Raw genomic sequence first — 21,880 nt, forward strand, 5'->3', positions numbered from 1 at the left:
CGATGTTTAGAATATTAATCCAACAAACCGTTTGTATATTATTGATTATCCTGAGTATGTTTTTTTCTTCATTCCTAGTGTTGGGAGAGGATTTGCAACAAAAACATTCTGAACAACCTGTCAGCTCACGCACACCAATAGTTCTAAATACAGTAACAGGACAGCCTGCCAAAAATACTTCTATCATTCAAGCTGCTTTCAAAAAACTCGATATTCCTTTGGAAATTATCGAACATTCACCGGAACGGGCGCTTCTCAATGCAAACTCAGGGATAGATGACGGGACTTTTGTGCGGGTAGAAGGTATGGAGAAAAAATATAAAAATCTGGTGCGCGTTCCGGAAAGTATCAGTGAGTTTCAGTTTTATGCCGTTACAAAAATGGATATTCAAATTAAGGGATGGGAAAGTTTGGCGCCTTATAGTGTGGGAATAATTTTAGGTGCGAAAATAGTGGAAGAAAAGGTGGGTGACGTTGCTTTTTTGACAAAAGTCCATCGACCCGTTCAGTTATTTGATCTTCTGGAACAAAATAGAGCGGATATTATCATTGTGGATTATGAGGTTGGAAAAAAAATAATACATGATAAAAAATTACAGGGAATAAAGTTTCTAGCGCCCCCATTGGAAATTCAGCCAATGTACCTGTATCTTCATAAAACGCAAAAACATTTAATCAACACAATTGCGCATGCAATACATGAATTAAAACAAGAAAAAAATATAACTCAAGAGCATGAATATTGATTCAAATGCGAATTCTATGCACAACATTAGAAAATAAAAGTTATAACTCCGACTAGAAAAGGTTTTACTGGTTAACATTTATGTTTGATTTACCGAGTCAGAGTAACATCATTCCTGTAACGCATAATATTTGGCTTGTAGTCTTATCTTATTGTGTTGCCGTCTTGGGTTCGTATGTTGCATTTAACTTCACAATTTGGAGAGATGGGTTTTCTCTTTCCGCCAAACGTTTTGCAACCGGCATATGTGCTTTTACAATGGGCAGCGGGATTTGGTCCATGCATTTTACCGCTATGCTGGCGCTCGAACTTCCTTTGCCTGTTTCTTATGATACCGATTTAACAGTTCTTTCTTTTGTATTGGCAGTTTCTAGTGCCTGGTTTAGTTTTTCTTATGCGAATACTCAACCTGTATCGCCACACAAAATAGTTATTGGTGGTTTGGCGATGGGCATTGGAATAGCAGCAATGCATTTTACAGGTATGGCTGCCATGCACATAGATGGAGGTGCGTACTATTACAAACCCAATCTGTTTATTGCTTCAGTCTTGATAGCGATAACCATATCAGTAACAGCCTTATGGTTAAAAATTGCCAACAACAGATTTAAAACGAATCAAAAATCAAAAGTTTCTATCGCATTTTTCATGGGAATTGCGATATTCAGTATGCATTATACGGGGATGACTGCAACCATATTTGTATCCGATAATCCATTGACCAGTTTTGAGTCTGCCGGGTCAGAGATTGGATTACTCGTGCTATCAATACTGATTTTACTGTTCATCATCCTGCTGGTTGCTCATTTTATGGCATGGCTGCAAAGGGACTTTTGCACACAGAAAAATACCAATAGAAGGTATTCTTTTAGTGTGAGCTTTAAAATGATGGTTTACATTTTTTTGTTCAGTATTTTGTTTACATTTATTAGCACCTTCTTTTTAATGAAACTGGAGTATAAACAGATTGTTGAACAAAAACAGGGGTCGCTAAATCAAATCGTTTTGAGTTATAAGAATAGTATTGAAAACAGCTTGTGGATTGCTGACTATGATCAGATTGGATTACTTGGTGAAGGGATTTATGCGCTATCTTCGGTCAGTTATATTGAGATAGAAAAAGATGGAAAGGCACTTTTTCAAAAAGGGCAAAAAATACCGCTCGATATTTTGTCCAGAAAAGTACCATTAACTTTTAGTTACAGAGGCAATACAGTTAGTTTAGGCACGCTAATAGTCGCCTATGATCATAACTTGATTGACCAACAGATAATCGAGCACTTTAAAACCATCATATTGACAGAAACGCTGAAAGCGATTGTTATTAGCTTGATTATGCTCACTCTATTTTACAAAATAGTTGGCCAGCATCTTATAAATATTAGTATGTACGCTTCTACCTTAGATAAAGAAAAGCTAAGCAATCCATTAATACTTGAGCGGCCTAATAGAAGAAACCGGAACGATTCTGACGAACTGGATACGCTAGTCGAATCAATCAATCATATGCGTCAGAGAATTTACGCTTCTTTTTCCGAAATTGAAGGTTATTTTGGGCGAATTCTCGATAAATCATCCAGCGAAATTTATATTTTCGAACCCTCTACATATCAATTGAATATTGTCAATTTAGGAGGGCGTAAAAATCTTGGGTACGAGATTGACGATTTGCATACAATAAACTTTCTGGATTTGTTGCCCGATAGCCATCAAAAGAATTTCATTGAACATACGCAAAACCTACGTCAAGATATGCAAATTGATGTGGATATTTTTGAAACTGAATTTAAGCGGAAAGATCATTCTCGTTATCCTGTGGAAGTCAGGCTGCAATTTATGCACAGTGAAAAACCACCTGTTTTTATCGCGGTCGCTGAAAATATTTCTGAGCGAATAGAATATCAAAACAAACTCATTCAAGCAAAGGAAGAAGCAGAGCAGGCAAGCCTGGCTAAAAGCCAATTTTTGGCCAATATGAGTCACGAAATCCGAACACCTATGCATGCCATAATCGGTTTAAACGATTTATTGTTAAAGCAAGATCATAGTCCTACAGCGCGCGATTATCTGCAAAAAATTGAAACTTCATCGAAATCCTTACTCGCCATTATTAACGATATACTTGATTTTTCAAAGATAGAAGCTGGAAAACTGGATTTTGAATCGATAGTTTTTGACCTGAATGAGTCCCTTGATGAATTGGTTTCGTGCACCACCAGGCAACTCAAAGGAAAACCAGTTGAATTGATTATTAATGTTCAGCCTGGAACACCCACATGGTTAGTAGGCGATCCGTTACGCTTAAAGCAGGTTATTACGAACTTGATGAGTAACGCCATAAAATTTACAAGTACTGGGGAAGTACTACTTTCTATACAACAAATAGATAATCAGGCTGATCAGGTTGTCCTTCAGTTTTCTGTTAAGGATACCGGAATCGGACTATCCGAAGAACACATTAATAAACTATTTACTGAGTTTAACCAAGCGGATGCTTCTACGACCCGGAAATTTGGTGGTACTGGTTTGGGGTTGTCAATTTGCAGAAAACTCATAGAAGGAATGCAGGGTGAAATATGGGTAAAAAGCAAAGAAAAAATTGGCAGTGAATTTTGTTTTAAGGCAGTTTTCGGTATACCCAAAAACGTCTTGAATCAACCTCAATTATTGCCAGATCACCTTCAGGGTAAAAGCATATTGGTATTGGATGACAATCCAACATTTCTTGCAATGATGCAAAACTGTTTACAACAGTTAGGCATCAACCCAACGTTATGCGCAACCAGTGACGCAGCATTGGAACAGATTGAAAATAATCAGGAAAATTTTGATCTGTTATGCGTTGAGTGGGATATTAAGGATTTGCCGGTTACCGATTTTTTAGAGCAGCTGCGAAGTAAATCGTCCGCTCAAACTTCACCTAAAGTCATTGTTATGGTCTCAAATGGTTCTGTACTGACTGATGACATCATTAATAATTATGATATTGACGAGATTCTTGAAAAACCTGTGACTCAATTCAATTTATTTAACACATTAAAAGCGGTATTGAAAAATGATGTCAAAGCGATAGAATTAAACACGTCTGACAGTGTAAAATTAGAAGTTGACAATAGTTTGGCGGGTAGCAGAGTGCTCTTGGTCGATGATAATGAAGTGAATCTGGAAATCGGTGATGCGATTTTGACAAATGCAGGATTGGTTGTATCAAGAGCCCGAAACGGGGTGCAAGCTATTGAAATACTTTCTGAATCTGATTTCGATTGTATTCTAATGGATATTTCAATGCCGGAAATGGATGGTTATGAAGCGACACGAATTATCCGCGGAATTCAACGTTATGAAACAATACCGATTATTGCGTTGACTGCTAATACCGTAAAAGGTGATTACGAAAAAGCGAGAAAAGCGGGTATGGACGATCATCTAGGTAAACCTTTTAATCGTGAACAGTTGTTCGCAATTTTAGAAAAATTAATTTGTAATAAGAAACTTGCTGTTAACCAACATTAATTCTTGAGTGCTTGTAATTTATCCTTGTAATATACAATTCCAATCTAGAACCACTTTTTATGTGACTATAACCACCCCTGACAGGTACACTAAAAAGCCAGAAAAGAAATATAAAATATAGTCATGAGCACAGACAAGCTCACTGAACACGGCTTAAGAGAACGCATAAAGGAAATCGATGCCATATTGCCGCAAACTCATTGCAGGCAATGTGGTTTTTCAGGTTGCGAGCCTTATGCAGCAGCTATTGCAGAAGGGCAAGCGGATATCAACCAATGTCCGCCGGGTGATGCCGATGTAATCCACAAAATTGCCAAGCTGCTCGGTATCGAACCCAAACCGTTAAATACCCGTCATGGTCTCCCTAAACCCCGGGCAGTAGCTGTGATTGATGAGAATCGCTGTATTGGGTGTACTTTTTGTATTCGTGCGTGTCCGGTGGATGCGATAGTCGGCGCGGCAAAGCAAATGCACACAGTGATCACCGATGAATGTACCGGATGTGAATTATGTGTTGCGCCATGTCCGATGGATTGTATCAGCATGATTCCGGTTACCGGACTGGCTGAAAATGTTGATGCCACATCTGTTGAAAACAGAAAACGGGCTGACAGGGCGCGCATGCGGTATCAATTCAGGCTGCAAAGGCTTGAGCAAAAGAAATTGGTATCACGAAAAAAAACCAAGGCAGACTATTCCTTTAAATCAGGTGGCCAAACCCCGTCAAAGATGGAACGCAAACAGGCTGTCGTGCAGGCTGCACTCAAGCGTGCGGCTGCCATGCGTGCACAGCAGATAAATGACAACGATTAACTTAAAAGCCCATGAATTCAATCCAGCGGCGTGAGCTGTTTGCATCTTTGAAATCGGTGAATCCCAACCCGACAACCGAGCTGGAATACCGGACGCCGTTTGAGCTTTTAATTGCGGTCATGCTGTCCGCGCAAGCAACCGACAAAAGTGTAAATCTGGCTACGCGAAAACTCTTCGTTCAGGCAAACACACCGTCGCAAATACTTGAACTGGGTGAAGCCGCATTGCTTGATTACATTAAAAGCATTGGCCTCTATAAAACAAAAGCTAAAAATATTTTGGCTACTTGCACGTTACTTATTGATCAGTATCAAGGTGAAGTGCCGCGTACACGCGAACAGTTGGAAAAGTTACCGGGTGTTGGCCGCAAAACCGCCAATGTCATTTTAAACACGGCTTTTGGCGAGCCTACAATCGCTGTTGACACACATATTTTCCGTGTTGCCAATCGTACCGGGCTTGCCCGCGGCAAGAATGTCATGGAAGTGGAATTAAAACTACTCAAGGTGGTGCCAAAGGAATTCAGACACGATGCGCATCACTGGCTGATTTTGCATGGCCGGTATGTTTGTAAGGCGAGAAAACCGGAATGTGGACGCTGTGTCATTTATCCATTATGTGAATTCAAGGAAAAAACGGCGTAACTACCTGTTCCGATAGCAATCTACAACATAACGACTATTTTTAACAATCACATGTTTAAACCATCCCGAAATCAGGCGCGTCAGTTATTTTTTGATGCATGGCGTAAATACCGTCAACAGGAAATACTGGCGGGGATTGAGCAAATGGCGCTGGACGTTATATTGCTTCACCCGGAATACCATAACATACTGGAAGATGAAGAACGTTACCGCGATAAGGACTATTTGCCTGAAATGGGTGATACCAATCCATTTCTGCATATGAGTATGCATATTGCGATCAAAGAACAACTGTCAATCAATCAGCCGGTTGGCATCTGCGAGCGTTTCCTGCAGTTACAGGCGCAAACCGGAAATGAACACGATGCGGCGCATCAGGTCATGGAATGCCTGGCTGAAATGTTATGGCAGGCGCAGCGTAATCAAGCGGCGCCGGATGCCGTCGTTTATTTTGATTGTCTGGATAAACAATTGCTGGCAGCTAAAAAGCCTTTCTAAACAGCGCAATCAGCCAGTTATACCCGGTTCACGGCGATCGATTGACCAATCTCATCCACAAATCGGGATGCTGACGAAGCACTGATGGCTAAATAATCAATTGCGCGTGTCAAGGCAACATAAAGCAAACGTCTGTCAGAAGCTTCATCGTGGTTTCCGAAAGACGCCGGGAGCTGATCCGCCCATAGCACTATAACAGCCTTGTATTGAAGACCTTTTGCTGAATGTATTGTTTGAACCTTTATTCCAGGTTCGGAAATTCTTTTTCTGGATTCGCGGTTTTGATTAACCCAGACAACGGGACATAATTCTTCCAAGTTTTTTAACAGAGCAGAAAATATATCCTGGTTAGACTTGCTGATATAGGGGTAGAGAATGCCGATTGCCTGCGGATCATAAACCGGATCCAATGGTTCGATTGTATGACCAAACCACTCGCCGTCGAGCAGTTGCTTTATGGTCATAATGACATGTGTGTTTTCAGTGTAACGGTTATCTGATTTCATCAGAACCGGCTTGATTCCGGTAGTGCGCTGGCATTTTTCAGGATCGACATGAATACACTGCATGCCATCATCTTCTTGTTGTCTTTCCTTTTCTTCCGGAAGAATTTTGCTGGCAAATAATGCCGCCAGATCAATAATTTCTCTTGAATTACGGTAGTTTCTGTCAAGATCAAATTTTTTGTAGATTGTACGGCCACGTGCCTGAATCCCAATATCCGACCAGGAAATGGCTCGTGTTGCATAAAGCCCCTGGCTGCCATCGGCGACAATAATCAGGTCGCCGTCATTGGGGTCTTCCATCGCCGCCAAAGCGCATCTGAACCAGGTTGCGTCAAAATCCTGCGATTCGTCAATCATAACGACTTGATACTTGTGTGCTTCACCATTACCCTGTTCGAGAGTTTGCAACAGCCTGTTGCCAAGCGATTCGCTGGATTCGTTCGGCTTGCGGGTGATAGTGTTATGTTTTGACCAGCCATCAAAATGGGTCACTTTAATATTCGGACAATCGACAAGACAAGACTTCAAATAAATCGATAAAGAAACGTTATAGCACAGCAACAATACCTGATTATCGGGACGCTGGGTGCTTATCAGGCGTGCTTTTGAAATCAGCAGAACGGTTTTTCCCGATCCGGCAACGCCAAAGATAACGCGATGGCCGTCGCCTATTTTGCGTGCATTTTGTTCCTGTTTAAGATCGAGCACTTTCAGGTCAGACGTTTTCGCGGCGGTATCCGGTTGGTTGGTTGTTGAAGCGATAGACGAAGAAATGATAATTTCCGGATGAATTGCAGATCGCAGTGCGTCGACTTGTTCTTCTGTCAGTCGTGGAATCTTCCAGAATGGATAAAACTTTTCATGTAGCAGTTTGCACACATCATTTTCGGATAAAGCCGGGTTTTCAGACCATGCTATGAGGAATTCCCGCGTTATATTTTTGTTTGGTGGAAAAATTGAGGTCAGGATTCCAGAAGGGTGACTGGCTAAATTGTCCGAAGTGATGTTGGACAGAACAGCAAAATGCCCGAACGGGAAAATAAATTTGTTTTGGTGCAGGCTGTTTCTCGTCAGCAGACGTTTGCTGGCTGTATGTCGTCTGCATTGATCCATAAGGGCCAGCATATATTCTCTGGCCTGTCTTACTGGATGGACATGTCGCGTGTCCCCGTGCTGTCCTTTAACCAACACAAGGTGACTGTCGGCTGCAATAATATCTTTAGGATACCAACCCTTGACTTCAATAACCATCAATCCCATGTCCGGACAGATGACAATGAAATCAGGATAACGATTCTCGATAATCGGCTCGTAATACACGATATAATCATCCGGCAACCGTTTGAGAATGTTGAATAGTCTCTCTTCGCCCCGGGATGCGCGCCGCGGGAGTTGGTCAGGTATCATTTCAGCCATCGATTACAGTCCTGTTGCGTTGAAACTTTTTAATTGCCAACATGTCAGGTGCGCGGTTCGGAATGTCCGCTTTGATTCATAGCGTCTTTGGCATCACTCCAATGGACGATATCTTCGACAAAATAATCAAAAGTGCGCGGTAACATGTGTTTGGTTTTTTCATTATAATTGATGATGTCCAGAATGAATAAAGCGCGCAACACGCTGCGTCGGCGGTAGCCATTCTTTTTTCTGGGGATAATCTGATCACGCCAGGTACCGAAATTGATATAGGTCGCGGGATGATCGGCACCAATATCGGGTTCTTCCTGTAGTGGCTGATGGGTATGGCCTTCACCGTGGATTTGAAAATTGTAATGCCGGTACATTGGCATGAAGCTCGGAAATTTTTTCATTTTTGACAGTTTGACGCTGGGTTTTTGCAAATTGTCAAAAAGTGCCAATATGCGCATCAAACCAGCGATCGATTTGATTTCCAGCCCATGACCGACTGACTCCATGATTTCCAGAAACCGTTTGGCAAGTTTGAGTCCTTTTCTGCGTAAAGCAGGAGAGGACTGATAGGTAAAATCCCAGCTGAGCCAGTCAATAATGCATTCGTATAAAGTTGTTTCGATGGTATCGATAATTTTTTGTTCCTTTTTTTGTGCGCGCATATTTGCGGCTTCATTGAGTATTCTGTTCACCGCGCCATAGGTCGGACGGTAAAGATCCAGCTCGTCAAGGATACTGTTCAGTCGCGGGTCGTCATAGTTGGCGTCATTGAGTTTTTTCTTGGTTTTGTAAATAAAAGTGGATAATACGCCGGCGGCAACCGAATCACCGAAACAAGGCTCGAAAAAGGGTGAAAATTGTAATTGTTGCCAGGTTTCGATTTGCCAACCATTGGCGGTTTTCCAGCCTGGCTTGCCATCCTGAGCCTTGATACTCCGGCAGTTTGCTTCGTCGCGCCACTGTCCATGCGTGGTAAAAAACCTGAAGCCGGTATCACCATAATAAAAGGGTAGAAAAGGGGGCTGATTTGGATCCTGAAATAATGTTTCATCGCCGTACATACGCCCCAGCATTTTACGCTCGTCATCCGGAATCTGACTGACATTGCGCCCGAGTGCTTTTTCATAAAAATAGTTTAACGCTTCAGTGTCACAAAACAATTCCTTATCGTGATTGCCGATCATGATCACAACTTTGGTTTTAATGGTACTCAATTGGCTTTCCTGCTTGAGTTTGCTTTCCAATTCACGCAGCCATTTGAAAAAGAACGCATGCTGGTTTTCGACGATGTCTTTAATAATGGCATTGACGACTGCGGAAAATTCTTTCTTTCTGTTCCGTTCCCATGGATAGATAGGCGGTTCATGCGCGACCCATTTGCTGCTGCGGACCATGTCTACAATGTCGCCGTCAAGCACAAAGACAAATTCATCGATTGCATAACGTATACAACGTTGCTTAATAGTGTCATAAAATGCATTCCAGGTGGAATTGCTTAAATTCTGAAAACCCACGCTGCCGTCGGTTAAATGAATATCACTGACACTGATACAAAGGCGATTTCCCCGGTCTTCGGGTGGTGAGTCAATTTCAAGGAAACTTTTCTCAACCCTGCCAAAACCTACTGCTTGACGCATTTTATCAATGAGCCCAGCTTGTGCTTTTTGATCGATCTGCGTGGAATTCATCGTATATGCTCCTTTTAAGCGCGTGAGAAATACGTATAAAATAGGAGGGAATGTTAACAGTGAGTAAATGCTTCTGCTGGTGACCCTTTGGACTTCAGCAAGACAGAGTGAGCGTGATGTAGTAACTCTACATGAGCGAATGATAACGCAGCTGAGGGTCAAAAATGAGTCCAGCCCTGCGGGTTGTCCCTGAAATGGTACCATGCCGCGTTATTCGTCGCTCATTTGGAATGAACAAACTTCGCTTCTCATGCCTTGCCTGGCGGCATTTCAGTAACAACAGAAATAATTTAATCATTGTTAACAGCCCCTTTGGTTATTCTAGAATTTACCAGCTTTAGAGAAACAAGTGTAAATTTGATCAGCGTGCAACAATTTATTTTTAGATTAAAACTGGAGAAATGACCCATTCACCGATGACCATCCGGATTCGACCCGTTGAACAGTCAGATTATGACTGGCTGCTGGATTTGCATCATACCGTTTATCGTGAACTGATTATCAATGAATTCGGCTACTGGGATGATGACGAAGAACTGGGTCTGTTTCTGGAAGCCTGGGAAACAAAAAAAATCGATGTAATCCTGATACAGGATGATCCTGTTGGCATGTTCATAGTAGAACGGCAGGACGATTATCTGTGGCTGGACGAGATCCAGATCGAACCGCAATATCAATGCCAGGGAATAGGCACCGAAGTTATCATGCAGCTCATTCTCCAGGCGCGTAAGATGTGTCTTCCATTGCGTTTACGTGTGTTGCACGCCAATCAGGGCGCTTATCGGCTGTATCAGAAACTTGGTTTTCAACAGATTCGCCGTGCAGAGCATCACAACGTGATGGAGATGAGTTAGGGATAAGGGTATTATCAATGGGTGAATTATTTCTGTTGTCCTTGAGATGACGCCAGAAAAGGCGTACTTTTCAGGAAAAGTCATTTTTTTGCCAAATGGCATAACACAGTTCTTGGATACCGAAAAGCTCACCCCACTGGGCGCTTCCTGCAACAACGTTAGGCACTTAATTAGAGAATAGTTTTTTTCTGTGTACACAGCACCTTATTGCATAACACCATGGCGGGGCTTTAACCGATGATCTGATGGATGGAACGCTTGATTGCTAACCCGGTATTTGTGTGTGTAACTTCTTTTTTACTAAACTTGCAAGATGGCGCCAATTTCATTGTTAAAGGAAGAATGAGCTGGTTACGATTTCTGCTTCATTTCAGAGGCAGCAGTTTCGAGGAGATCTGGCCGCGCATCTTAGTGGTGACACTGGTCGCAGTAATCGTAACGTATATCGAAGTGCACTATAATCTTCAGGGGTATAATACATTGACGACCACGCCATTTACGTTGATCGGTGTCGCATTGAGTATATTTCCGGGATTCCGGAACAATGCCGCATACGATCGATTCTGGGAAGGACGTAAACTCTGGGGGTCGCTCGTTAACACCTCACGCAGTCTGGCGCGCCAAGCCTATTCCCTGATTGATTCGAAGCATGATGATAAAGAACTGGATCGTTTCAGGGAAGTTTTTGTCCGGCGCGTCATTGCATTTGTTCATGCGATGCGTTGTCACCTGCGTGACGAAGATCCGGCCGGTGAAATCCAAAAATTTCTGTCGCCAGAGGATTTAAGCGCTGTTCTTAAATCCAGCCACCGCCCTTTGACAATTTTACAGCAATTGGGACATGATCTTGCTTATGCACGTAACCGACGCTGGCTTCATGAACTGAACCTTCCATTTGTTGATGCGCAACTGGTCGAGCTTTCCAATATCCTGGGAGCTTGCGAACGGATAAAAAACATGCCGATACCGTTTACTTATAATGTATTGATACGCCGCATCGTTGCTTTTTATTGTTTTTTTCTCCCATTTGGCTTGATTGAAACAGCCGGTGTTGCGACACCGGTTGTTGTATTCCTGATATCGCATGCTTTTTTCGGCCTTGATGCCATTGGTAATGAAATTGAAAATCCATTTGATAAACAACCTAATAATTTACCTTTGCTAGCGATTTCTCGTAACATTGAGATAAACCGGCTTGAACTGATTAATTGCCCGGATCGCCCCGGACCCATCAAACCGACTAAAGACCATATATTATTATGAAGCGGCCAGTCAGTTTAATTTACTGACAAGTTTACTGAACGCGGCAATATCAAATTGAAAGCGTACTTTGTTTATTTCTGAAAAGCAGCCAATCAACATAAAAATTTTTTGAGAACACTGACCATGTTCTTCATTTACATGAGAACGGGAGATTAAGAAGCCCATGAAAAAAAACGTCGAAAGGTTTTCTCCAAAACATCAAACCCATTTGGAGAGTCTGCTGCGATTCCTCGGCCTTACTGTTATTCTCGTTGTTTATTATATCTACATGAGTTGGAAGTTCGATGCTGCCACTGGGGCTTGGCTGGTGTTGCTCAGTTGGAGTTTCTTCGTGCTTTGCACGCCTGTTGCTGATGGGGGGTTTATTGTCGCGTTTCCGGTTCGGCTGTTATTCGGGACCCGGATGCTTGTCACGCAATTGATTGTATGGGTGTTTGCAATCGTAATCAATGTCGCAGCACTGAGTTTTGTACCAGAAAATTATGCAGATACAGTACTCACAGAACTTCTGTACAAAATACTGACAGTGCCATGGCCATACTGGAGTATTCTGATCATTTCGGCCGCTGGTACGGCGCTTTCCATCTGGTTCGGAGATGAAATGATGGATGTGACAACACATGCCCAAAGAACACGCCATCACCAGCATGGGCTATCATACAGAATTCTGCTTGTCGCCGGACTTGGTATTCTGACGGTCCTTGCTTATTACCACTTGTTAAGCAACTTAGGCATCACACTTCCGGAAGGTTGAAGGATGCACGTATAATCAAATAGGTGTACACGAATTTAATTAAAATCGGTTCGAATTATCGTGGATAGGTGAAAATATCATGCTTGAAGTAGCCGGGATTGATCATATCGTTTTGAGAACAGGAAAATTGCAGGAAATGCTGGATTTTTACTGCAAAGTATTGGGTTGTAAAATCGAAAGGGCAACGTCTGTTGAAACCGGATTAACTCAGCTACGTGCAGGAAATGCATTGATTGATCTGGTTACCGTTGATAGCCGTCTGGGACGATTAGGCGGTGAGGCGCCTAATCGGACGGGGAACAATGTTGATCATTTTTGCCTTCAACTCAAGCCTGTGACCGAAGATGAAATCCTAAAACATTTGCTGGCATGTGGTATCAACGCCGGAAAATTTGTAGAAAGGTATGGCGCCCAGGGTATCGGCAGCTCGATATACATTCATGATCCTGAGGGAAATACCGTTGAGTTGCGTTCGCAAATTTAGAGTGCTGCAAAGGACAACAATTAACAATATAGGATGATAAAATCGATGACTGCATTTACCCAATCAACGGCAAAAATTGCCTGCTGGAATCTGGCAGGTTTTCATGGTTTGACCGATGACCGGCTTGACCGGCAGGCTGAAGGACTCGGGTTGCTGGATGCTGAAGTTGTCGCATTAATCGAATTAAACCCCGAGAACGCCATTCAAGGCTTGCAGCAGCGGCTACAAAAAAAAGGCATCAATTATCATGTCTCAATTATTCCACAGACCAGCAAGCTCAAGATTGGACTGCTGTATAAAGACGGGATAACTGTCGACAATCCACGTTTGCTGGAGGGATCTGACATGGGTAATTCCGAGAAACGCAAGGCTTTTATTGCCGATGTAAAAATTGGCAACTTTGATTTCCAATTAATTGCCGTGCACTTGAAATCAGGCCGTGGCATGACCGAGCAGAAATTCAGGGATGACCAATGCAAGGTCATCGGCGCCTATATCACTCAGCAGCGTGCAGCCAGCAGGGAAGACATCTTGCTCGTGGGCGACTTCAACATGATTCCAGGTCAGGATGTTTCAAACTTCCACCATTTGGGTGGTGACGATTTAATGGATTTTATATCTTCGTGGGATTTGCAGGACAGATATTCGCATATCCTGCCCAAAGGTAGAGCGAATTTGCTGGATGGATTTGCGATCAGCCGAAATTACAGCACTGAATATATCCGTGGAAGCCTGCGCATATTTCCTATGCACTGGGCAATGGATATTGGCCGCGAAGCGTTCCGGGTCGATGTGTCAGACCATTTGCCTTTCTTGGCCAATTTCAGGATCGATCGATCGCGGGATTGAACAACAGTACACTAAAAAATTATAATTCTTATCGTTTCTTCTCACATTTTTTTAATGCCGAATCAAATTTTCAGAAAATGGGGTAGTGTCTCAGTTTGAAATTAAACCAGACTTTATTGTTTAGTTTAAAATAATGATCCTTGACGCGATGCTGGCTTAAAATCTAAAACTTTCAATATGTTGTATTGATTAGTTATTTGCCCTGATTCTGTAAATTTTTGAGTTACGTGCATTTCAACATGGTAAGCATCACTAACCATTGCTCCGCCATGTTTATTGCGTCTTTCGCAATTGTTGTTTCAGAAATATCAAAATATTCTTTATTCTCTCCATACCAGTCTTTATAGGAAGAATTTGCTTCAATATCTAGGCCCGTTATTTATTTAGGTCGATATATTTCTCAATAGTGTAAAGTTTATAAAACTCAGACACTTCTATTTAGTAAAAGTGGTGAGAAAAAATAACAGACTCTCATAATGATATATACTGTTACCTTGTCATTGGTACCTAATCTATCTAGCTGGAAACGATGCAATGAAAATTCATGAATATCAGGCCAAGGAAATTTTGCGAAACTATGGCGTAACGACTCCCAGAGGCATTGCCTGTTTCAGTGCAGACGAAGCGGTCAATGCAGCACGGGAACTCGGTGGCGATGTGTGGGTAGTCAAGGCGCAGATTTATGCCGGCGGGCGCGGCAAGGGTGGCGGCGTTAAGATTGCCAAATCGCTTGAAGAAGTACGCGAGTTCGCTGGAGAAATGCTCGGAATGCGGCTGGTGACGCATCAAACCGGGCCTGAAGGCCAGACGGTGCGCCGGTTGTTTATCGAGGAAGGGGTCGATATCGCCAAAGAGTATTATGTTGGCATGGTGGTAGACCGCGGCAGTCAGCGCGTGTGCCTGATGGCCAGCTCCGAAGGCGGCATGGATATTGAACAGGTGGCTGCCGAAACGCCGGAGAAAATACACAAGATTTTTATCGATCCGATTGCTGGCTTGACCGATAACGAAGCGCTGACTATCGCAGCCAAAGTCGGTATCCCCGATGCCGGACATGATGAGGCCAGGCAGTTGCTCAAAGGCCTGTACCAGGCGTTTGACGAAAACGATGCGTCGCTCGCGGAAATCAACCCACTGACGCTGACCGCGGATAACCATGTGCTCGCACTCGATGCGAAAATGAATTTCGATGATAATGCGTTGTTCCGCCATCCCGAAATTGTCGAATTGCGCGATCTCGATGAAGAAGATCCGGTTGAGGTCGAAGCGTCGGAACATGATTTGTCGTATATCCCGCTCGACGGCAACATCGGCTGCCTGGTCAATGGCGCCGGGCTGGCAATGGCGACAATGGACATCATCAAGTTGTACGGCGGCAATCCGGCAAATTTTCTCGATGTCGGCGGCGGCGCGACGGCCGAAAAAGTCACCGAAGCATTCAAACTGATGTTGAAAAATCCCAAACTCGAAGCGATTCTGGTGAATATTTTCGGCGGCATTATGAAATGCGATGTGATCGCGGAAGGTGTTGTGCAGGCAGCGCGCGAAGTTCAATTAACGGTACCGCTGGTGGTACGCCTCGAAGGCACCAATGTCAAACTCGGCAAACAGATATTGGCTGATTCGGGGTTGACGATTATTTCCGCTGAAAACATGGCCGATGCCGCGCAGAAAGTTGTCAACGCTACAACCGGAAACGTCTGAGTCGGACTTTTTCAAACAAACAGTCTTTAAATTTAAAACTCTTTTTTGCAATGAAGGAGCGATTTTCAGATGTCCATCCTGATTAACCAGAACAGCCGTGTGATGACGCAAGGGATAACCGGAAAAACCGGTCAGTTTCATACCCGTATGTGCCGCGAGTACGCCAATGGCAATCAGTGTTTCGTCGCCGGTGTCAATCCGCGCAAACCCGGAGAAGACTTCGAGGGTATTCCGATATTTGGTACTGTAAAGGACGCCAAGGAAGCAACCGGCGCGACGGTTTCGGTGATTTATGTGCCACCGCCGTTTGCCGCAGCGGCAATCGATGAAGCTGTTGAGGCAGAGCTGGATCTGGTGATCTGCATAACCGAAGGCATTCCGGTGCGCGACATGATACGCACACGCTATAAAATGCAGGGCAAAAAAACCCGCTTGATCGGCCCGAACTGTCCCGGTATTATCACGCCCGATGAAATCAAAATCGGGATCATGCCCGGTTATATTCATAAGAAAGGCCGTATCGGCGTGGTGTCGCGCTCAGGCACGTTAACGTATGAAGCCGTTGCGCAGTTAATGGCGCAGGGACTGGGACAGTCGACCTGTATCGGTATCGGCGGCGATCCGGTCAATGGGCTGAAACATCTCGATGTGTTGCAGTTATTCAATGATGACGACGAAACCGACGCGGTGCTCATGGTCGGCGAAATCGGCGGATCCGACGAAGAGGAATGCGCGCGCTGGGTGAAAGATCATATGAATAAACCCGTGGTCGGATTTATCGCCGGCGTTACCGCACCGCCTGGAAAACGCATGGGGCATGCCGGTGCAATTATTTCCGGCGGCAAAGGCACTGCGCAGGAAAAGCTTGCAGTGATGGAAGAATGCGGCATCAAAGTGACGCGTAACCCGGCGGAAATGGGCAAATTGTTGAAATCGGTGCTTTAGTCTGGCGTTAACATGCAGGACACCGGGAAAATCGAGGTGATTCAGGCATTACGGGCATTAACAATTTATCGATCATTTGTTTTGCAATTTAGGAATGGTGATGTTTATGGGTAATCGCGTTCGCGTATGGGTTTCAATCGTTGTCATATCTGCATTTGCCGGGTGCGCGGTGCTCGAGCCGGGAGGGCCGCAGCCAATTAAGCCCGGGCAAAAACCGATTCAGCGGCCAGAGGGACCGTTACCATCAAGCACCAAGCCCACCTATAATTTGATGGGTTATCCGCCTGCCACGCAGGAAGGTTATGTCGATGGTTGTGAAACGGCAAAAAAATCCGAGTGGGGATATAAAAACCTGGAACGTTATGAAAGCGATGGCCAGTACCGGACGGGCTGGGATGACGGTTTCTTTATCTGCGGCAGAAACCGGTAAGCATTCTTATCATGATTTTGCCTTTGCAATGAATCAAAAAACACTTGCGATATTGTTTTTGATCGCTGTAATGCAGTCGTGTATTTCATTTGCCCCGCTTGTATTAGCAGCTGATCAACTGCCGCCGCCTGTCAAGCAGAAATTGACTCAGGCAGGTATTCCTGAATCAGCCGTCGGTATTTATGTTCATACAATTGGTGCGCCGCAACCGGAAATTGCATTCAATGCCGATGCAGCCATGAATCCCGCGTCGGTGATGAAGCTGGTGACGACATACGCCGGACTAGAAATATTGGGACCCGCTTATTCCTGGCAAACCGTTTTGTACGCGCATGGCAAAATCACTGACGGTGTTTTGCACGGTGATCTGGTGATTAAGGGCTATGGCGATCCCAAGCTGGATCTGGAGAATTTCTGGCTGCTGATTCACCGCCTGCGTCAGACCGGATTGCATGAGATCAGCGGTAATCTGATTCTGGATCGTACCCATTATGATATTCCGGATGACGATCCCGGCGCATTCGACGGTCAACCCTACCGCACCTACAACATCATTCCTGAAGCGCTGTTGATCAATTACCGTTCTACCGCATTGCATTTCATGCCTGATCCGGTAAAGAACGCGGTCAGAGTGGTGACGGACCCGGTGTCCGACTCGCTGACGGTATTGAATAACCTGAATTTGTCCAACAAATCCTGTGGGGCAGACTGGCACAACGCGATGGATATTGATATTCAGGCAAATCGCGACGATGGCAGCAGCATTCTGGTCGTGCTGAATGGCAGTTTTTCGTCGCAATGTGGCAAACGGACTTATCTGCTGGGATTGCATGACAGCGCCACCTATACACGCGATCTGTTTAAGCAGCTGTGGTCGCAACAAGGGGGGGTGTTCCGGGGCGATGTCGTTATTTCCGAAGCGCCTTCAGGTTTGATCTCTATCAAAACCTATCATTCGCCACCGCTGGCCGAGATCATACGCGGCATTAATAAATTCAGTAACAATATTGCTGCACGGCAGCTGTATTTAACGCTCGGTACAGCCGGATCAACCAACCGTTCTCGGTCGCCGGCAACACTCAATAAGTCGGAACATGCCTTGAAGCAATGGCTGGCGTCCAAACAGATGTTTTTCCCCGAGCTTGTTGTTGAAAACGGTTCGGGTTTGTCGCGAAAAGAGCGTATCAGTGCTCGCAATATGGGACGACTGTTACTGGCAGCTTTTGACAGTCCGGTAATGCCCGAGTTTATTTCGTCAATGCCAATCGCTGCCGTCGACGGCACCATGAGAAACCGCATGGCCGACTCTTCGGTAAAAGGGCTTGCGCATATGAAGACCGGTACGTTAAACAACGTCAGAGCGCTGGCCGGCTATATGCTCGACAAATCAGGACAACGTGTTATCGTGGTGATTTTTGTCAATCATGCCAAGGCGATTTCGTCGCGCGCAGCCATGGATGCATTATTGCAATGGACTTACGACAGAGAGTAGGGGGCGCACCCTCTTGTCTATACGTTTTTAGCAATCTGATTAAACCCTGAGACAGTATTATGATTAATCTGACCGTACAATTGCTGGCAACACAACTGAATCAGTATTTGCGGCGGGCATACGATCTGAGCGAAGACATGGTGGTTGTGTCCAATTTGCTCGATATGGACGGCAGCGTATCCCCCAATATCAATAACAAGCTGGTTATTTTCCTGACCAATATTGAGAAAGATTCAGTGTCGCGCAGATCGCCTGGCGTGCATGAATTCGGCGAACGGGCCGTGCAGCGCAATGCCGGAATTCATTTTAATCTTTATATCATGTTGACCGCCAATTTCAGTGGCACCAATTATGCAGAAGCACTGAAATTTTTATCCAGTACGATCAGTTTTTTTCAGCGAAATCCACTGTTCAATCATCAGAATACGCCGGATATGGACAGGCGGTTGGAAAAACTTGTTCTCGACATCGAGAATCTGTCCATACAGGATTTGAGTAACCTGTGGGGCGCGTTGGGCGGCAAATACATGCCTTCGATACTTTACCGCGTCCGTATGGTTACATTTGACGCCGGTGAGATTACCGGGCGACAACCGGTCGTTGCGATGCCCAAGCCATTTGTGGGTAGTGATTGACAGTGCACAAGGTTTGCATTTACAGTGTGCGGTAGTGAAGTGATTTGAGCAGATGTCCCAAACTTGAGTGGAGCATTTAACAAACCAATGAGCAAACCAGCGAGCTTATCCAATGGGTTCCTATCAATTGCTGTTTAGTGTTACTGTTGAGCATATGTATTTCACAGACCATGCCTGTAAATCGCTCGAATTTGTACCGACACATGCAACCGCCCATTTATTCAGGCAATCGGGCTTGCTGTCCAGGATTTCTGAAAATCGTTTGTCGGTTTTTTTTGAAGATGACAAACTGGACACTCTTCAACTATATGCGCAAGATGATTTCGCATTTTCGTACAAGGTTTTTTCAAGGGATTCAAATTTTTCAAAATATACACTGCCCGCGATACAACCCGATGACGCAATATTGTATTTTGATAATCAGTCGTTAAATTCGGATAAGGACGGCAGATATCTATTGCATGACGGCGCATATGTTTCTGAAGCGGATTATGTCGAATTAAATGCGCCTGTTGTGACTGACTGTTTCGAATCCAGAGATTATCACGTGAAGCCAAGCTTTATTGTCCATATTGCAATTCAAAAAGATTCACAATTACTTTCCCTGGATCAAGGCAATAGGCAATTGCGTCAGTTTTTTATCAGTTTTGCAAGTAATAAAACAGTGTGGAAATATTATTTTGTCGGTGATCTGGCTCGCCGCAATCTCTATATTGCCGATCTGGACAACAAGATTCAGTTTGAAGAAATCGGCAATGCCGTGTTGCCCGGAAATCGTACCGCAAAGATGCTGCAATCGACACAGGCTATCCAGATGCTGGAGCAACCTCAGCAGCGCTTGCAACTAAAAGAATCATTAGAACTCAGGGATAAGGTCCTCATCAACCGGCTTCCCAATGCATCCATTCATCAAATCAATGGCGAAGTGATTAATGGCAAAATAGAGTCTGTTTCCGAGGTTTACGTCCATTGAGCGGACGATATTAAAATCAAAAACATTAGAAACTGATTTTCCGGCAACACATTGCTGATGATTGAAAGCATGAAGTGCAGTAAAACGTAAAAAAGTGGCCATTGCGCATTAATCCAACCGAAAGGAGCAAATTATGGGGCAGTACAAAACACCGGGTGTTTACATTGTTGAAAAAAATGCGTTTCCTAATTCTGTGGTCGAAGTTGCAACCGCAGTACCTGCTTTTATCGGGTATACAGAACGCGCAGACAATAAAGGAAAGCCATTGTTGAATAAAGCATGGCGCATTTCATCAATGTCTGAATTTATCAGTTATTTCGGGGGTGCGCCTAAATCGCAATTCGAAATCAAAAATGAAAAGCCCAAGGGAGATGCGGCCTCGGAAGCTGACTTCTCCGTCAATGGGACTGAATATTTTCTGGAGCATAAAGACCAGCGGTACTTCCTCTATCACAGCATGTTGCTTTTCTTTCAGAATGGCGGCGGGGCCTGTTATGTAATTTCGGTCGGCAAGTACGACGAAGGCACGATCGACAAGTCAAAACTCGATTCCGGAATCAAGGTGTTGCTCAAAGAGCAGGAACCCACCATGGTGGTTATTCCCGATGCCATGTCGATAAAAAAGGATTCAGATTGTATCGCCTTGCAGCAATCGATGCTGAAACATTGCGGATATGTCATGAAAAATCGTTTTGCAATTCTTGATATCTACGGCGGTTATAAGGATCAGCAAGATCCGAGCGGCAACTGCATCGAGAATTTCCGAAATAGCCTGGGCATTAATTTTCTGGATTTTGCGGCAGCCTATTATCCGTGGCTCAATACTTCGATAGTCCAGACAAACGAACTGAACTATGAAAATATTGCCAATATTGACGAACTGACGCGATTGCTTGATGAAGAAATAGACAACAGTCAGTTGCCCGATGCAAAAAAAGCCGATATAAAAGCGCAGACAGCAAAATTAACGGCTGCTCCTGATGCAGAATTACACAAAATACTGAATGTAGCCAGCCCGTTATACGGCACAATTTTGCAGGCGGTCAGAAGTCGATTGAATCTGTTGCCACCGAGCGCCGCAATGGCAGGTGTTTATTCCATGGTCGATAATACCCGCGGAGTGTGGAAGGCGCCGGCCAACGTCAGCCTTAATGCCGTTGTGTCGCCGTCTGTTGAAATCACCCATGACGAGCAGGAAGATTTGAATGTTACCACAGCAGGCAAATCGATTAATGCCATCCGGTCGTTTATCGGCGAGGGTACGCTGGTTTGGGGTGCGCGCACCCTGGACGGAAACAGTCTTGACTGGCGTTATATCAATGTGCGCAGAACCATGATCATGCTGGAAGAATCGATCAAGCTGGCAACCAAAGCGTATGTGTTTGAGCCAAATGTATCCAATACCTGGGTGACCGTCAAAAGTATGATTAATAATTTCCTGACAAGTATCTGGAAACGCGGCGGCCTGGCTGGCGCGACCCCCGAAGACGCTTTCGGCGTATTTGTCGGGCTGGGTGAAACCATGACGCCACAGGATATACTGGACGGTATATTGCGCGTTACGGTACTGGTTGCACTTAGCCGCCCGGCCGAGTTTATCGAGATAACATTCCAGCAGCAAATGCAGAAATCATAATTCGATACGGATTCCTAGATTCAATTGAATAAGCACGGTTTATT

At 44.4% G+C, this 21,880-nt stretch carries 19 protein-coding genes; 17 read left to right on the plus strand and 2 right to left on the minus strand.

The genetic code is table 11. The annotated features are described in order from the left end of the window. The first annotated feature begins 2 nt into the window (after positions 1-2). From MRK00_13685 to MRK00_13705, 5 genes are all read left to right on the plus strand, one after another. Complete coding sequence (locus tag MRK00_13685) at positions 3-746, plus strand: transporter substrate-binding domain-containing protein (GenBank protein MDR4518417.1); 744 nt, start codon at positions 3-5, stop codon at positions 744-746. Positions 747-826: 80 nt separating this feature from the next. Further along, a complete protein-coding gene (locus MRK00_13690) occupies positions 827-4,258 on the plus strand; it encodes a response regulator (GenBank protein MDR4518418.1) in 3,432 nt (1,143 codons plus the stop codon). 123 nt (positions 4,259-4,381) lie between these two features. Beyond that, positions 4,382-5,071 carry an electron transport complex subunit RsxB gene (rsxB, locus tag MRK00_13695; GenBank protein ID MDR4518419.1) on the plus strand — a complete coding sequence of 230 codons (690 nt, stop codon included), beginning with the start codon at positions 4,382-4,384 and terminating at the stop codon, positions 5,069-5,071. Positions 5,072-5,082: 11 nt separating this feature from the next. Beyond that, on the plus strand, positions 5,083-5,715 hold the full coding sequence (nth, locus tag MRK00_13700) for an endonuclease III (protein MDR4518420.1): 633 nt from the start codon (positions 5,083-5,085) through the stop codon (positions 5,713-5,715). A 51-nt stretch (positions 5,716-5,766) separates the two neighbouring features. Beyond that, the gene (locus MRK00_13705) at positions 5,767-6,213 is read left to right on the plus strand and encodes a DUF1841 family protein (GenBank protein ID MDR4518421.1); all 447 of its coding nucleotides are present in this window, start codon (positions 5,767-5,769) and stop codon (positions 6,211-6,213) included. Positions 6,214-6,230: 17 nt separating this feature from the next. On the opposite strand, the gene MRK00_13710 is transcribed toward MRK00_13705, so the two are convergent. Together MRK00_13710 and MRK00_13715 are read right to left on the minus strand one after the other, a co-directional pair. Further along, positions 6,231-8,135 (minus strand): NERD domain-containing protein, encoded by a 1,905-nt coding sequence (locus MRK00_13710; protein ID MDR4518422.1) that lies wholly within the window; start codon positions 8,133-8,135, stop codon positions 6,231-6,233. Positions 8,136-8,179: 44 nt separating this feature from the next. After that, positions 8,180-9,817, minus strand: coding sequence for a hypothetical protein (locus MRK00_13715; GenBank protein ID MDR4518423.1), 1,638 nt, complete (start codon positions 9,815-9,817; stop codon positions 8,180-8,182). 401 nt (positions 9,818-10,218) lie between these two features. On the opposite strand from MRK00_13715, the gene MRK00_13720 reads away from it, so the two are divergent. The 12 genes from MRK00_13720 to MRK00_13775 all read left to right on the plus strand — a co-directional run bounded on the left by MRK00_13720 (position 10,219) and on the right by MRK00_13775 (position 21,836). Further along, the gene (locus tag MRK00_13720; protein MDR4518424.1) at positions 10,219-10,671 is read left to right on the plus strand and encodes a GNAT family N-acetyltransferase; all 453 of its coding nucleotides are present in this window, start codon (positions 10,219-10,221) and stop codon (positions 10,669-10,671) included. Positions 10,672-11,013: 342 nt separating this feature from the next. Continuing rightward, on the plus strand, positions 11,014-11,934 hold the full coding sequence (locus tag MRK00_13725) for a hypothetical protein (protein ID MDR4518425.1): 921 nt from the start codon (positions 11,014-11,016) through the stop codon (positions 11,932-11,934). Between the two features lie 163 nt (positions 11,935-12,097). Continuing rightward, the gene (locus MRK00_13730) at positions 12,098-12,688 is read left to right on the plus strand and encodes a hypothetical protein (GenBank protein ID MDR4518426.1); all 591 of its coding nucleotides are present in this window, start codon (positions 12,098-12,100) and stop codon (positions 12,686-12,688) included. A gap of 79 nt (positions 12,689-12,767) precedes the next feature. Continuing rightward, positions 12,768-13,172 (plus strand): VOC family protein, encoded by a 405-nt coding sequence (locus MRK00_13735; protein MDR4518427.1) that lies wholly within the window; start codon positions 12,768-12,770, stop codon positions 13,170-13,172. A 45-nt stretch (positions 13,173-13,217) separates the two neighbouring features. Continuing rightward, positions 13,218-14,021 (plus strand): hypothetical protein, encoded by an 804-nt coding sequence (locus MRK00_13740; GenBank protein ID MDR4518428.1) that lies wholly within the window; start codon positions 13,218-13,220, stop codon positions 14,019-14,021. A 534-nt stretch (positions 14,022-14,555) separates the two neighbouring features. Then, the gene (gene sucC / locus MRK00_13745; protein MDR4518429.1) at positions 14,556-15,725 is read left to right on the plus strand and encodes an ADP-forming succinate--CoA ligase subunit beta; all 1,170 of its coding nucleotides are present in this window, start codon (positions 14,556-14,558) and stop codon (positions 15,723-15,725) included. A 69-nt stretch (positions 15,726-15,794) separates the two neighbouring features. Then, positions 15,795-16,670, plus strand: coding sequence for a succinate--CoA ligase subunit alpha (sucD, locus tag MRK00_13750; GenBank protein ID MDR4518430.1), 876 nt, complete (start codon positions 15,795-15,797; stop codon positions 16,668-16,670). Positions 16,671-16,776: 106 nt separating this feature from the next. Beyond that, complete coding sequence (locus MRK00_13755; protein MDR4518431.1) at positions 16,777-17,100, plus strand: hypothetical protein; 324 nt, start codon at positions 16,777-16,779, stop codon at positions 17,098-17,100. Next, positions 17,033-18,592: a D-alanyl-D-alanine carboxypeptidase/D-alanyl-D-alanine-endopeptidase gene (dacB, locus tag MRK00_13760; protein ID MDR4518432.1), complete on the plus strand. Its 1,560-nt coding sequence runs from the start codon at positions 17,033-17,035 to the stop codon at positions 18,590-18,592. The genes MRK00_13755 and dacB overlap by 68 nt, the downstream gene beginning before the upstream one ends. Before the next feature lie 59 nt (positions 18,593-18,651). Beyond that, positions 18,652-19,227 (plus strand): DUF4255 domain-containing protein, encoded by a 576-nt coding sequence (locus tag MRK00_13765; protein ID MDR4518433.1) that lies wholly within the window; start codon positions 18,652-18,654, stop codon positions 19,225-19,227. A 112-nt stretch (positions 19,228-19,339) separates the two neighbouring features. Further along, positions 19,340-20,200 (plus strand): hypothetical protein, encoded by an 861-nt coding sequence (locus MRK00_13770; GenBank protein MDR4518434.1) that lies wholly within the window; start codon positions 19,340-19,342, stop codon positions 20,198-20,200. A 133-nt stretch (positions 20,201-20,333) separates the two neighbouring features. Further along, entirely contained in the window at positions 20,334-21,836 is a 1,503-nt protein-coding gene (locus tag MRK00_13775; GenBank protein ID MDR4518435.1) for a phage tail sheath subtilisin-like domain-containing protein, read from the plus strand. Positions 21,837-21,880: the final 44 nt, after the last annotated feature.

Source organism: Nitrosomonas sp. (genome assembly GCA_031316255.1).
Taxonomy (GTDB): Bacteria; Pseudomonadota; Gammaproteobacteria; order Burkholderiales; family Nitrosomonadaceae; genus Nitrosomonas.

What these genes read in the sequence shown, in the direction of transcription:
- MRK00_13685 (MDR4518417.1), top strand. Translation starts at nt 3, where the DNA reads ATGTTTAGAATATTAATCCAACAAACCGTTTGTATATTATTGATTATC.
- MRK00_13690 (MDR4518418.1), top strand. Translation starts at nt 827, where the DNA reads ATGTTTGATTTACCGAGTCAGAGTAACATCATTCCTGTAACGCATAAT.
- rsxB (MDR4518419.1), top strand. Translation starts at nt 4,382, where the DNA reads ATGAGCACAGACAAGCTCACTGAACACGGCTTAAGAGAACGCATAAAG.
- nth (MDR4518420.1), top strand. Translation starts at nt 5,083, where the DNA reads ATGAATTCAATCCAGCGGCGTGAGCTGTTTGCATCTTTGAAATCGGTG.
- MRK00_13705 (MDR4518421.1), top strand. Translation starts at nt 5,767, where the DNA reads ATGTTTAAACCATCCCGAAATCAGGCGCGTCAGTTATTTTTTGATGCA.
- MRK00_13710 (MDR4518422.1), bottom strand. Translation starts at nt 8,135, where the DNA reads ATGGCTGAAATGATACCTGACCAACTCCCGCGGCGCGCATCCCGGGGC.
- MRK00_13715 (MDR4518423.1), bottom strand. Translation starts at nt 9,817, where the DNA reads ATGAATTCCACGCAGATCGATCAAAAAGCACAAGCTGGGCTCATTGAT.
- MRK00_13720 (MDR4518424.1), top strand. Translation starts at nt 10,219, where the DNA reads ATGACCCATTCACCGATGACCATCCGGATTCGACCCGTTGAACAGTCA.
- MRK00_13725 (MDR4518425.1), top strand. Translation starts at nt 11,014, where the DNA reads ATGAGCTGGTTACGATTTCTGCTTCATTTCAGAGGCAGCAGTTTCGAG.
- MRK00_13730 (MDR4518426.1), top strand. Translation starts at nt 12,098, where the DNA reads ATGAAAAAAAACGTCGAAAGGTTTTCTCCAAAACATCAAACCCATTTG.
- MRK00_13735 (MDR4518427.1), top strand. Translation starts at nt 12,768, where the DNA reads ATGCTTGAAGTAGCCGGGATTGATCATATCGTTTTGAGAACAGGAAAA.
- MRK00_13740 (MDR4518428.1), top strand. Translation starts at nt 13,218, where the DNA reads ATGACTGCATTTACCCAATCAACGGCAAAAATTGCCTGCTGGAATCTG.
- sucC (MDR4518429.1), top strand. Translation starts at nt 14,556, where the DNA reads ATGAAAATTCATGAATATCAGGCCAAGGAAATTTTGCGAAACTATGGC.
- sucD (MDR4518430.1), top strand. Translation starts at nt 15,795, where the DNA reads ATGTCCATCCTGATTAACCAGAACAGCCGTGTGATGACGCAAGGGATA.
- MRK00_13755 (MDR4518431.1), top strand. Translation starts at nt 16,777, where the DNA reads ATGGGTAATCGCGTTCGCGTATGGGTTTCAATCGTTGTCATATCTGCA.
- dacB (MDR4518432.1), top strand. Translation starts at nt 17,033, where the DNA reads ATGAAAGCGATGGCCAGTACCGGACGGGCTGGGATGACGGTTTCTTTA.
- MRK00_13765 (MDR4518433.1), top strand. Translation starts at nt 18,652, where the DNA reads ATGATTAATCTGACCGTACAATTGCTGGCAACACAACTGAATCAGTAT.
- MRK00_13770 (MDR4518434.1), top strand. Translation starts at nt 19,340, where the DNA reads ATGGGTTCCTATCAATTGCTGTTTAGTGTTACTGTTGAGCATATGTAT.
- MRK00_13775 (MDR4518435.1), top strand. Translation starts at nt 20,334, where the DNA reads ATGGGGCAGTACAAAACACCGGGTGTTTACATTGTTGAAAAAAATGCG.